11 protein-coding genes are annotated in these 13,226 nt (G+C 40.2%); 6 read left to right on the top strand and 5 right to left on the bottom strand.

Annotated elements, in window-relative coordinates; genetic code table 11:
- Nucleotides 1-17 precede the first annotated feature (17 nt).
- Nucleotides 18-2,198 (top strand): alpha-galactosidase, encoded by a 2,181-nt coding sequence (locus G7B18_RS16840; RefSeq protein WP_164123537.1) that lies wholly within the window; start codon nt 18-20, stop codon nt 2,196-2,198.
- Between the two features lie 58 nt (nt 2,199-2,256).
- Here G7B18_RS16840 and G7B18_RS16835 read toward each other — a convergent pair whose 3' ends face one another.
- On the bottom strand, nt 2,257-2,820 hold the full coding sequence (locus tag G7B18_RS16835) for a C40 family peptidase (RefSeq protein ID WP_164123535.1): 564 nt from the start codon (nt 2,818-2,820) through the stop codon (nt 2,257-2,259).
- A gap of 195 nt (nt 2,821-3,015) precedes the next feature.
- Here G7B18_RS16835 and G7B18_RS16830 point away from each other — a divergent pair, with 195 nt between their 5' ends.
- From G7B18_RS16830 to G7B18_RS16820, 3 genes are all read left to right on the top strand, one after another.
- A complete protein-coding gene (locus G7B18_RS16830) occupies nt 3,016-3,915 on the top strand; it encodes a hypothetical protein (protein ID WP_164112832.1) in 900 nt (299 codons plus the stop codon).
- A gap of 80 nt (nt 3,916-3,995) precedes the next feature.
- On the top strand, nt 3,996-4,568 hold the full coding sequence (locus G7B18_RS16825; protein ID WP_164112833.1) for an RNA polymerase sigma factor: 573 nt from the start codon (nt 3,996-3,998) through the stop codon (nt 4,566-4,568).
- Nucleotides 4,561-5,880, top strand: coding sequence for a carboxypeptidase-like regulatory domain-containing protein (locus tag G7B18_RS16820; protein WP_164112834.1), 1,320 nt, complete (start codon nt 4,561-4,563; stop codon nt 5,878-5,880). The genes G7B18_RS16825 and G7B18_RS16820 overlap by 8 nt, the downstream gene beginning before the upstream one ends.
- Nucleotides 5,881-5,951: 71 nt before the next feature.
- Here G7B18_RS16820 and G7B18_RS16815 read toward each other — a convergent pair whose 3' ends face one another.
- Nucleotides 5,952-6,830 (bottom strand): energy transducer TonB, encoded by an 879-nt coding sequence (locus tag G7B18_RS16815; protein ID WP_164123533.1) that lies wholly within the window; start codon nt 6,828-6,830, stop codon nt 5,952-5,954.
- Nucleotides 6,831-7,147: 317 nt separating this feature from the next.
- Here G7B18_RS16815 and G7B18_RS16810 point away from each other — a divergent pair, with 317 nt between their 5' ends.
- Entirely contained in the window at nt 7,148-7,573 is a 426-nt protein-coding gene (locus G7B18_RS16810) for a hypothetical protein (protein WP_164112836.1), read from the top strand.
- A 171-nt stretch (nt 7,574-7,744) separates the two neighbouring features.
- The gene (locus G7B18_RS16805; RefSeq protein WP_240452890.1) at nt 7,745-10,390 is read left to right on the top strand and encodes a TonB-dependent receptor domain-containing protein; all 2,646 of its coding nucleotides are present in this window, start codon (nt 7,745-7,747) and stop codon (nt 10,388-10,390) included.
- Between the two features lie 32 nt (nt 10,391-10,422).
- On the opposite strand, the gene G7B18_RS16800 is transcribed toward G7B18_RS16805, so the two are convergent.
- From G7B18_RS16800 to floA, 3 genes are all read right to left on the bottom strand, one after another.
- Complete coding sequence (locus G7B18_RS16800) at nt 10,423-11,019, bottom strand: Maf family protein (protein ID WP_205600279.1); 597 nt, start codon at nt 11,017-11,019, stop codon at nt 10,423-10,425.
- A gap of 1 nt (nt 11,020) precedes the next feature.
- A complete protein-coding gene (locus G7B18_RS16795; protein ID WP_164112838.1) occupies nt 11,021-11,539 on the bottom strand; it encodes a KdsC family phosphatase in 519 nt (172 codons plus the stop codon).
- 509 nt (nt 11,540-12,048) lie between these two features.
- Nucleotides 12,049-13,032, bottom strand: a complete 984-nt coding sequence (floA, locus tag G7B18_RS16790; protein WP_164112839.1) for a flotillin-like protein FloA — start codon at nt 13,030-13,032, stop codon at nt 12,049-12,051.
- Nucleotides 13,033-13,226 lie beyond the last annotated feature (194 nt).

The raw sequence follows: 13,226 nt of genomic DNA, 5'->3' as shown, positions 1-13,226 counted from the left end.
CACGCAAACAAATAACCATGATAATAAGACACTTTCAAATTAAATTAATCACGATACTGGGTTGTATACTTTGCTCTACAGCGCTATTTGCACAAAGTTATCAAAAAAATGACTGGCAGCTAGCACAGACTGGGAGTCATGTCGCACAGATACAAATCAAAGGTAGCCAAATAATATTACAAAATGGGTTGGTACGCAGATCGTTCAACATAGCGCCTAATGCATACTGTTTTGACTACACCAATCTAATCACTGGACAGCAATTACTTCGGGCGGTACAGCCCGAAGCTCAAATCCAGCTCAATGGTCACTGGTACAATGTTGGTGGGGCACATGGACAGAAAGAAAAAGCGTACCTCCGTCCGGAATGGATGAAAGATTTTAAGGCTCATCAGAAAGATTTCAGCTATGTCAAACATGAAATCAGTGACCTATCTCCCCTACTCCCTTGGGATGGTGATCGATGGTGGGCTATGCGTAAAAATGCAGGAACAGGCAAGGTACTAACACTAACATTCGCTCCTCCCGCAGACGCAAAGCTTACAGCTATAGAATTAAGGGTACACTATGCTATATATGATGATCTACCATTGCTTTCCAAATGGGTGACACTGTCTAACAATGGCAAAGAGTCCATACAGATCAACCAGGTGATTCATGAGAAGCTAGCACTCGTAGAAGAAGAAAGCGCTGTAGTCGGTTCGCTCCAAGACATGCGCAAACAGCAAGGTATTTATATCGAGAGCAATTTTGCTTTTAATAATGCTATGCGCTATCACCTTAGTGATCAATCACTGCACTGGAAAACTGACTCGACGTATACATCACAGGTCAATTATGCATATACGACACCTGCCATCCTAGAAATATATCCTAAAAAAGGGGTTGGCATAAAGATCTCCACGGGAGAGAACTTTACATCCATTCGTTCTTGGGAACTCCTTATGGATAGCTATGACCGCGAAAGACGGGGGCTTGCTATACGCAAAATGTACAGAGCAATCGCACCATGGACGACTGCAAATCCTATTTTCATGCATTTGGTAAGTCGTAACGATGATCAGGTTTATACAGCCATAGATCAATGTGCAGCCACGGGATATGAAGCCCTTATTCTAAGTTTTGGAAGTCACGTAAATATGGAAGATACGACCGCACAGAACCTATCCAACTTAAAGAAAATTGCAGACTATGCCCATAGCAAAAATATTAAGATCGGCACATATTCACTCTTTAGCTCCCGCAAGATCAGTGAAGACGACGACATTATTAATCCAAAAACAGGTAAGACTGGAGGGACTTTTTTTAACAATGCTCCTTGCTTCGGTTCTCACTGGGGAATTGGCTATGCACAACGCATAAAGACATTTTTTGAAAAAACAGGGTTTGATATATGGGAAAATGATGGTCCCTTTCCGGGGGATCAGTGCGCCTCGACGTCGCATCCTGGACATCATGGTCTTGAAGACAGCCAATGGACCCAATTCAACATGCAGAAGGAGCTGTATCACTGGCTCAATGCAAGAGGTGTATACATCAACTCTCCGGATTGGTATTTTCTAGACGGCGCAAATAAAACAGGACTTGGCTACCGTGAAGTGAATTTTTCTTTACCTCGTGAGAACCAACGGATATTGAACAGACAAAATATTTACGACGCATTGTGGGAACAAACCCCGTCAATGGGCTGGGGATTCGTACCGTTAACGGCCTATCAAGGTGGAGGGAAAGAGGCTATCTTAGAACCATTGAACGATCACCTGGAAGATTACAAGCAATTAATGATGCAATATTACGGTGCAGGTGTGCAAGCTTGTTATCGAGGACCACGATTATATGATACTGAAGCGACAAAACAAGTGGTTACAGAAGTGATAAGATGGTACAAGGACCATAGAAGAATATTAAACTCTGATATCATTCACCTAAGACGAGCTGATGGCCGTGATTGGGATGGCTTTTTGCATGTCAACGCGCTGGAAAAAACACACAAAGCCCTGGGGATGTTATTCAACCCATTAAAAACTCCAATCAGCCGAACTGTGGAGATCCCTTTGTACTACACAGGCCTCACTAAGGTAGCAACCCTTAAGGTGGATGGAGATAAAGTCGAAAAATTAGAACTGGATCGCTTTTTCAAAGCACAGTACACATTTACTATACCAGCGGAAAGCTATACATGGTTTACTATTGAATAACGTATTAAACAGTAAAGATAATAAAAACACCAAGGTCATCAAGTTGGATCTTGGTGTTTTAAACGCTCGGCGTGCCGCAACGTTTAAAATATTTATAATACCATACGTCTTTAAGATTGGAGATGACGACACCTTGTTTGGTAGATACATGTACAAATTTTCCATTGTGTAAATAAACGCCAACATGATCTATATCTCTCCCTCCAAACGAAAAAAACACCAGATCTCCTTCTTTGAGTTGGTCATCATACTTCCGTTTGATATGCTCGGCCATATCCCGAGATGTGCGCGGTAGATCTTTGCTATATACTTCATTATAGACCATTCCTACAAAAGCTGAACAATCGATGCCTGAACGTGTAAGTCCTCCCATACGATGTGGGCTGCCCATCCAATCATCAATAAAGGAATAAAGATCTGCATTCATACCCCGAGCATCTGTACCGAGCAGCTCTGCGTAGTAAGCAGTAAGATTACCCTTATTTTTTTTATTTGTTGGATTGCTAGTCCCTGTTGTCGGTTTATGCTCCTTGCTGTACAAAGTTTTCTTCCTGGCCCCACAGGATGTAAAAATGAGCGATACGAGGAGCAGCAATATAAATAAGTGTTTCGTTAGTGTCATAGTATATCCTCCTATTTACACGAATATAGTCGCTCACAATAATACCATAAAACAGATAGTTTTCCACATTTGTGATTTAAACATGACCTATTTCAAACATAACTCAGCGCTCGTCTCATGAACTAGCCAAAATACATCAAATCCTTTTGTACAAACAACTGTAATTCCAGAACATTTTACACTAAATTTGTAAACATGAAAAACGCACTCAACCAGTGGTTATTCGTACCGCTAGGCATCCTATCGTTAAGCTTATACACCGGCTGTAACAGCACCCAACCACAGGAGAGCAAAAGTACGCAGGGCCAAGACAGCGTAGCTCAGCCAACGATAGAAAGCACAATGGAAGACACACTCTCCTATCGTGACGTTGGCTTTGGTCTATTCAATAATTTGCGCAACCAAATTATCTTGATCGATGATGAAGAACGGCCTGCAGACAAAAAGAAACTCAAGCATGCTTGGGTCAATGCGCAATCCTATAAATTAGAATTTACTAAAACCCAAAAAGAAGGGAACACGTATAATGGAAGACAAACACCTGATAATTTTGACAACATCCCAGGTGCCGTTTTCACACTTACGGAACAGGCAAAACCAGATGAAGCGTATGTCCTACTTTGTAGCGATGTATTTTTGAAAAACAGAAAGCCACTTACGATCAAAAACAACTTTGCAGATGCTTCGAGCAGTAGCGTAACCTCCGAGTTGAAAAAAACATACAACAGATCCATAACAAATGCTAAACTGATAGCGACGACATCACAAAAGGACAGTGTCTTCTTAATGCAATTAGCCCCCGTTGCAGATAGCCTGACTGTCGTACTCGTAGCCAAAACAAATGCTACATCAACATTGTTTATTCAGGAATTTAATGCCGAATATAATGAAATGAGTACCTGGCGTGTGGATGATGGAGGCGAATTCCCTATGGAAGATTTCACCATCCTAAATGCTTTTGAGCACTATGGTAAAATAGAGTTGGCAACCTCATTCCCGGGCGCCGAAGGCGGCAACTTATCATTCATTGCCCCGGACGCTCAAAACAGGTATCAGTACATTAAAGAAGCATATGTATATTGGTCTCCATTGTAAATAAGATGGGGCAAAAAGCCTAATTTTAACATTAAATAACTGATACTCTGAAAAAAAAGCACTAATTTGAGCGCAATTTTATGAAACTGTACAATCCTGCCTTTCCTCCGAACGAAGAAGACACTGTCTTATTGAGACGGTATCTTCAGGCTAATGATATGGAAGCGTTGGGCATTTTGTACAGCAAGCATGCCGAAATGGTATACTACGTATGCTTACGCTACTTCAAAGACGAGGAAAAAAGCAAAGACAGTGTGATGCAAATCTTTGAAGAATTGATAACCAAAATTAAAAAACAGGATATTGCAAGTTTTCCGAAATGGCTATATGTGGTAAGCAAAAACTACTGCTTAATGGATCTGCGATCAAAAAAAGGCAAATTAGAAATTTCTGTGGACGAATTTGTGGAATTTCCCACGAATATGCATCAGGAAGAAAGCTATGCTGAAAAAGAAGGAAGGCTGTCTTTATTGGAACATTGCATAGAAAAGCTTCCGGAAAAGCAAAAGGTAACCGTGGATCTTTTTTTTATCAACGAGCATTGTTACAAAGAAGTCGCGCAAATAACAGGGTATAGCATGAATGAAGTGAAAAGCTACATTCAGAACGGAAAAAGAAATTTAAAAAACTGTATGGATAAAACCAATGCGTAAATTCACTTTCGATATGGACCAACTACGCAAGTATGTTAATGGCGAATTATCTGCACGAGAAATGCACGAAATAGAACGTGCTGCTCATGAGGATGAGATGCTGATGGATATACTTATGGGAATGGAAATAGAGAAAGAACACGGATCGGATCCTATACTACTACACAGCATCCGCCAACAGATTGATCAGCGCACGCAACAACAAAGTCTTAAACGCCCCATATGGTACAATCGATATCTCCAGATTGCTGCTTCAATAATATTGCTAGCTACCGTAGGAATTTTGTTCTGGAACCAACAGAACAACACCCCTAAAACAGAGCAAGCTATGGCAAGTAAGGCCCCTGAATCAATAAGTGCTCCTACTCAGGCTGACATTCTAGAAGCTACAGCAAATGACAGCACCAACCAGGTGTTGTCCCATGTAACACCACAGCCCTCAACAACGCATCCGGAAAACAGACAGAGCGAAGAACAAGCGTCTTCAGGAAATAGATCGCTCACGCCCCATGAAAAACATATACTAGCGTATACGCCGGTGGAAAAAAATGTGGAGCTTTCGCAAGATATAGCTGAAACGTTAAACTTAGGACATCCAAAACACGAGAGTGATGTGATTATGATCAACACAGAAGCTACAGATAAATCAAACTTATTGGCGTCCAACTCTAGAAGGCAGCTTCAGTCTAAAGTCCCTGACGCTCGGGTAAGTGTTAACCCAAATAATACGCCATCAGCAGCACAGATGAGAGCAAGGCTCAGTAATATGGGCTTAGATCCACAAACCAGCTTTATATTGGGTCAGGTTATTGATCAACAATCTAGACAACCCCTGGCTGGAGCTGCTGTAAAAGATCTGCAAAACGACAATGTGGTAGTCACCGATGCAGAGGGGCGTTTTGCGTATGCTGCAAACAGCAAAAAAAATCTGGAAATCAATGCTAATGGCTACAATGCAAGGGAAATTGCTGCTGAAAGTGGCGAACAAACTATCTTACTATCCCCAAAAGAAAATAGATCGGAAGAGGTGGATGCCAGTGGTGCAGCAAAAATCAACAAGAGCATACCTTCTGTCGGATGGGAAAAATACCTAGCTTATTTTCATGAAGAACTTGCAAAACACACTAGTACCAACTACACTTTTAATATCCAAATGGAATTGGATAAGAAGGGTACTCCGATTCGCATCTCTGTATTGAAGTCTTCTGACAAAACGTTAAATTCAAAAGTAATCTCATTAGTAGAAAAGGGGCCATCTTGGAAAAGAGGAACCGATTGGAAAAACATTTATCTGCAAATAAAATCTCTATAAATATTTCTCAGAAGTCATTTCGAACGAGAGATAACAAATTGAAATCTATTATTCGAAATGACAATCGATTATTATTGCTGAATCGTACTAAGCCGAATCGGCAAGGTGTAAGCAACCCGAACAGGAATACCATTTTGGATACCGGGGCTCCATTTCTTCGCTTTTTTCAACAGTTTTATAGCCTGATCTCCTGTACCGAATCCCAAATCTCTAATCACCTCAAAGGAACTCAGTCCGCCATCTTTCTCAACGACAAAAGAAACCTGTATCACACCAGCAGCCTCATTGTCTACAGCTGCCGATGGGAACTGATAATTAACAGCCACCCAATCCACAAACGCTTTCATTCCTCCTGGGGGCATGGGCATTATTTCTACCGATGTAAATGTACCATTCTTACCACCACCACCTGTCACATCTCCTATAGAACGGCCAACGGAAGCCCCTTCTCGCTTTTCCTTGCCAAACGTCCCCTTAGGAATCAAGGTGCCACCTTTTTCACCCTTCATAGAAATAGCCGCAATCATCTTCTTGGGCGCTAAGGTCTCTAACGTAGCGATCACATCTTCTTTGACAGACGCTGCATCTGTAGGATTTATTTCTGTAAACTTTACCAGATCGACAGCTGGTACATCCTGTGATACCTGTTGTACGTCGCCTTCCGGCTCCTTAGGCCTGACAATCTCTTCCTCCAATGGCAAGGAATCATCAACCTCCACAACAGTCAGGCTCATAGTAGCTGTTGGCTGATTCGACATGTTTTCCGACGTAGGCTCAATGAAAGATAGCCCACACAGAGCAGCAACTATCAATACAACCCCACCTAATGAAATCTGGATCGCTTTCTCTCCAAAAAGTCTTAACTGATAGGCTCCATAAGCTTTGTTCCGACCAACAAAAACGACATCCATCCATTCTTTGTTGAAAATAACTGACTCTGAAAATAGCATAGCAATAAAATTAAAGGTTTATAAAGCTGTTTAATGCTATGATGCCCCCCTCTCGCTTTTTCCATAAAAAATTTCTCAAGGGTCCTCCCTAAGAGGGAAATCTGTCAATTATTGGACACGCGACATAAACTTGGTATACACTTTAAGCAATAAAAGAGCTGCTAAAACTAGCCCCACAATACCGGCTATGGCCACCAGTGGCTGATCAAAAAAATCTATCATAATAATTAGTTAAAGGTTAGCTAACACCAAGATAACAATAATGTTGCAAGTATATCGTATTTTTTATCATTTATTTTACTTTATATTTGCCAGCGATGAAAAGATTTCTAGCCGTATTAATATGTATGATCTACACCACTGTTTCTTTCGGGGGCTCGGTGTACATGCATCATTGCTGTGGAGGGACATCAATTAGTATCTACGAAAAAGCAGGGCATGACGCGTGCCCACTATGCGCAAAACAAGAAGAGCAAAAACCCGGCTCAGAGCACCAAAAGACATGTTCCGATGGCAAATGCAGCGATATTGAGATTAAAATCGATCAGCTGGCTAATAAACTATTTTCTGGACAATCACATTTTTCGGTGCATTTTGCCCCCTTTATCCTGACAAGGCTTTGGATTAATTCGAAACCAGTGGCGTCGGAAAAGGAAAAAGAAAAGCTTCCTCTAAAAAATAGCTTTGTCTGTGCAAACTCCTCTCCACCGACTTTTCTATTGAATTGTATTTTTAGGATTTAGAATAGAATCTTCAGATGGCAATATTAAGCATCAATAGTCATGCTTTATAATTTCGTCACTTAAGAGAATCTATATGGATTATTCATGTTCAAAAAATCAACTACATGGATATATTCAGCCTCTATATTTCGAGGTAATCTAATGGCTATAAAAGTCCAACTAAATACATATATGAATACTATATACAAAATAACATCATTAATTATATTTGTTTTCCTAGCGCAGGTTAGTATCGCGCAAATTGATAGCACGGCAATATTTGAAGTACCAGGAAACTGTGGTCTGTGTAAAAAAAGGATCGAAACTGCTGCAAAGATACAAGGTGTAGAATCTGCCGTTTGGGACCTAAAAACACATAAACTAACGACCAAATACAACTCAAAACAAGTGAATCTCAAGCAGCTTCAACAAGCTATTGCCAACGCAGGTCACGATACACCTTTAATACAAACAACGGATGAGGTCTATGCCAAACTTCATGAATGTTGTCTCTACGAGCGACTAGGGGCTGTTAAAGAAGAAAAACATGACCATGATGATCATGCCGGACATAATCACGATGACCATGCTGAACACAGTCAGGACAATAAAAAAGGGGGGGCTAGAGCTGAACAAGAACACCATAACCACGATCATATTGTGACTGGTGTCGTGGTAAATGAAGATGTAAAAGCAGAAATGACTCCTATCGCAGGCGTTAATATTAAATGGTTAGAAGATCCAGCAAAACAAACGACCAGTAATGAAAACGGCGTATTTAAAATTAAACACGAAAAAGGATATAAACATTTGATTTTCTCCCATTCAGGAATGACGCCTGACACCGTAGAAGTTAAGGATTTACATGAAGTTTTAATAATCCACTCAAAAGACAATGTACTGTCTGAAGTAATAGTATCTAGAAGCAGAAAATCAACATACATCGACAGATTAAAGCCTAATCGAATGGAAGTATTGACAACAAAGGAGTTGTTCAAAGCCGCTTGTTGTGATCTTAGCGAGAGTTTTTCGACGAATGTTTCTGTAGACGTAGTGAGTAACGATGCTGTAACGGGTAGTAAACAGATTCAGATGCTAGGTCTTAGCGGTATCTATACACAACTTACAGTTGAAGGCTTACCAGGACCTCGTGGTTTTGCTACCCCTTTAGGACTCAATAGTATCGCTGGTACATGGATCAATTCGATCGAAATCTCTAAAGGGATCGGATCGGTAGTAAATGGTTTTGAAAATATGGCCGGACAAATCAACGTAGAATTGAAAAAACCACACGATTCGGACAAATTATTTTTCAATGCCTATGCTAATAATATTGGGCGGACGGATGTAAACTTAAACTTGGCTCAAAAACTCAACGACAAATGGTCTGTCGGATTCTTATTACACGACAACTTCATGTACAACAAGAACATGAACTATAGCGACAATGGCTTTAGAGATGTACCTATAGGAAACCTATTCTCGGGAATTAATAGATGGCATTACGAAGATGGCAAGGGTGTAATTGCGCAGTTCGGTGTTAAATATCTAAAAGATGACCGCACGGGAGGACAAACCGATTTTGATAAGTCTACCGACAAAGGAACAACTAACCGCTATGGCCTAGGCTTTGACAACCAGCGTATTGAAGGCTTTGCTAAAATTGGGTATGTGTTCCCTGAAAATAGATTAAGAAGCGTGGGGTTACAGTTGTCAGGATCAAACTATAAACAGGACAGCTACTTCGGACTTACCAATTATCTAAGTGAACAAAACAGTGGATATGCTAATCTTATTTTTCAAGATGTTATTGGTTCGGTAGCTCATAAATATAAAATTGGTGCATCGGTATCGTATGACGATTACAACGAAACGGTGAATACCTTTAATTTTAAAAGAAAAGAGGCTGTCACGGGAGCATTCGCGGAATATACATACAGTCCTGCTGAAAATTTTGACGCTGTATTGGGATTACGTCAGGATTACAACTCCTTATACGGCTGGTTTACTACGCCAAGAGCCGTTTTACGGTATGCTCCTACATCGACAACTACACTTCGTCTTAGTTCTGGAAGAGGTCAGCGCACTGCAAATATTTTCGCAGAAAACATGAGTATCTTTGCCTCTAGCCGTACTATAGATTTTGCTTCTTTAGCGAATCAGAATAATGCTTATGGTTTGAAACCCGAAGTATCTTGGAATACTGGTTTGTCATTAGACCAAAACTTTCAATTATTTGGAAGGGAAGCTGGTTTTTCGATGGAATTGTTTCATAACAACTTTCAAGACCAAGTTGTTATCGACTTCGAGGATGCAAGAACAGTTTCTTTCTATAACTTGGATGGAAAATCTTTCTCAAACAGCCTACAAACAGAACTACGCTTTATGCCGGCTCAGCACTTTGAGGCACGCTTTGCATACCGTCTATTAGACGTGCAGACAGACTATAAAAATGGGCGCTTACAAAAACCATTGACAGCAAAACACAGAGGTTTTATGAACCTAGCCTATAACCTACACAGTGGGTGGTCATTTGACTATACATTAAATGTTATGGGAGAAAAAAGAATGCCGTCGACAGCTGCTAATCCTGTAGAATTCCAGTTGTCATCACATTCGAAAGGTTATGTAACGATGAATGCCCAAGTCAGCAAAACTTTAGGTAGAAACAAAAATTTTGATATCTATATCGGAGGAGAGAATCTTGGCAACTATTACCAAAAGGATCCAATACTTGGTTTTGATCAACCATTTGGACAGTACTTTGACACCAACCTATTATGGGGGCCTCTTACAGGTAGAATGTTCTACTCGGGAGTAAGATACCATATCAAATAAAAAAAGGGCTGTTTTCAAAAACAGCCCTTTTTTTATTTGATAAACATCTGCTTGAGTTCTTTATAAAGATGACTCGTAGGTAGCCCTACGACATTTTCGAAAGACCCTTCGATTGAAACCACACCTATACGCCCTATCCATTCTTGAATACCATAAGATCCCGCCTTGTCATAAGGCTTATATTTATCCAGATAATAGTCTATCTCAGCGACCTCTAATGATCTAAAACGTACTACAGTCATACTGGTAAAGCTTTTTACTTCGCCACGATAGGCTATTGCCACCCCTGTATAAACAATATGTGCACATCCGCTCAAAGCTAACAAAACTTCCCTTGCCTCAGCCGCATCCTTAGGTTTGCCAAGAACCCTATCCGCGTTGTCTACAACAACAGTATCTGCCGTAATAATAACATGATCATAAAATTCAGAATCGGAAAAAGCTTTAATCTTTTCTACCGCTATGTATTCGGCCGCATCTCTTGTCAGTACATGCGAGGGTACAACCTCCTCAATCTCGCGCACCAACACCTCAAAACTCAGATCCAAAGATGCCAAAAGCTCTTTTCTACGTGGTGATTGGGACCCCAATATAACCGGGATCCGATGCATAACTTCTGCTAACAACATATCAAATACTTTTTATAAAAACATCGGAATGCCATTTATCCTGAAGTCGCAAAATCTTTTCGATGATCTCTCGGACAACACCTTCTCCCCCTTTTTTGGAAGAGACGTAGTGGCTGAGTTTTTTAATATCTTCAACAGCATCCGCTGGTGCAATGGCTGCACTAACCTGCTGCATACACGTATAATCAGGCATATCGTCGCCAATAAACGCAATCTCAGTAAAACTCAACCCATAGTGGATGGCGAGATCCTGCAAAAGCCCTAATTTGTCCGAAACCCCTAAATGTATCTCCGATACCCGAAGGCCTTCCAAGCGGCTCAAAACCCCCTGAGAACGTCCCCCTGTAATTACAAAAATCAATAAACCTTGTTGGGTAGCATATTGAATTGCGTAACCGTCTTTCACATTAAATGTACGTAGCTGATCGCCACTTTCCGTCACTAAAATCTCGCCATTTGTCAAGACACCATCGACATCCAAAACGACACATTTTATATTTTTCAGCGTTGAATAAATCATAATAGACACAAAGGTAAAGATTAAATCATATATGCTAAATCGTTTATTTACTCATAATAGCCACAGATTTATCAATATAAACCATAAACATCAAAAATTTGTCACAAAGTAGTTGTTTTCACAACTTTTTTTATCAAAGGTATTGACTCCTATCATTTCTTGACGTAACTTTGTGTTAACAATTCGGAAATATAATGAGTTGTTTATAAAATAGTCTTTTCATAATTTAGGTTTATAATTGGTTAGTAGCAAACCTTGGCGCCCATCGTCAAGGTTTTGTTTTTTTCAAAAACCAACATCACAACGAGCTAAAATAAACCTTTTCAGAAAGTTTTATTTCTCGGATTTGCAAGGTACCAAACAATTTCTAGGTAATCCAGAGACTGATTTATTCTATTGCAGTGACGACGTGGGTTGCTTTTGGAACACCTCCTTTCAGAAAAAACTGTCTTCATTCCGACTTCAAAAAATATGCACCGAAATGAAGACAACTCTAAACAACACGAATCTTACGATTTGCTTTTATCATTCCCCTTCGGGTTAGATATAGAAGAACGCATATCTGTATCAGCCTGAATATTCTGCATTTTGTAATAATCCATCACACCCAAATTGCCGCTACGGAAAGCTTCAGCCATCGCTAAGGGCACCTGAGCTTCGGCTTCAATAACCTTAGCCTTTGCTTCCTGCGCCTTGGCTCTCATTTCCTGCTCGCTTGCTACTGCCATAGCTCTACGCTCTTCAGCGCGCGCGTTAGCAACCTTAAGGTCAGCCTCCGCCTGATCAGTCTGTAGCTTTGCCCCTACATTTTCCCCGATATCAATATCAGCAATATCAATAGATAATATCTCGAATGCCGTCCCCGAATCCAATCCTTTGGACAATACAGTTTTCGATATACGATCTGGATTCTCTAGAACTTCCTTGTGATTGGCCGAAGAACCTATCGTAGTAACAATACCCTCGCCAACACGCGCAAGTATAGTCTCCTCTCCCGCGCCTCCAACTAATTGATTAATGTTCGCTCGTACCGTAACACGCGCTTTGGCAATTAATTGAATACCGTCTTTTGCAACTGCTGCTACTGGAGGTGTATTTATAACCTGCGGATTAACGGAAAGCTGAACAGCATCGAAAACATCACGTCCTGCCAAATCAATAGCGGTCGCTAACTTAAAATCCAAAGGAATATTAGCCTTATCAGCCGAAATTAGAGCCTTTATTACTTTATTAACATTTCCTCCAGCAAGATAGTGCGTCTCTATATCGTTGGTACTGATACGTAATCCGGCTTTTGTTGATGTAATCATTGCATTGGTAACTAATGCCGGCGACACCTTACGTAAACGCATTAAGACCAGGTTCAAAAGACTAATCCGTACATTGGACAATTGTGCTGTAAACCATAGATTAACAGGCAATAAATAAAACAGAAAAAATAGGGCTATAACAGCACCGATGATGGTTAAAATTAAAGATACGTCAGGATTCATATGTAAATAATTTGTTTTTTAGAGTCTTATGTAATATTCATGGGTGTTTGTCCGGTTTCTACGACATGGATATTTCATATATTGAAAATAAAATAGCTTTTTAAAGATATTAATTTATTTTAGTTTTTCGTGCATTATTATGCTTTATATTATTAACAATACGTATAAAGAAATTAAACTATTATATACCTTTG

It is taken from the genome of Sphingobacterium sp. xlx-130 (assembly GCF_011007405.1).
GTDB classification, from domain to species: Bacteria; Bacteroidota; Bacteroidia; order Sphingobacteriales; family Sphingobacteriaceae; genus Sphingobacterium; species Sphingobacterium luzhongxinii.
Note: the sequence above shows the minus strand (reverse complement) of the source record. Positions and strands in the feature narration are given on the sequence as shown.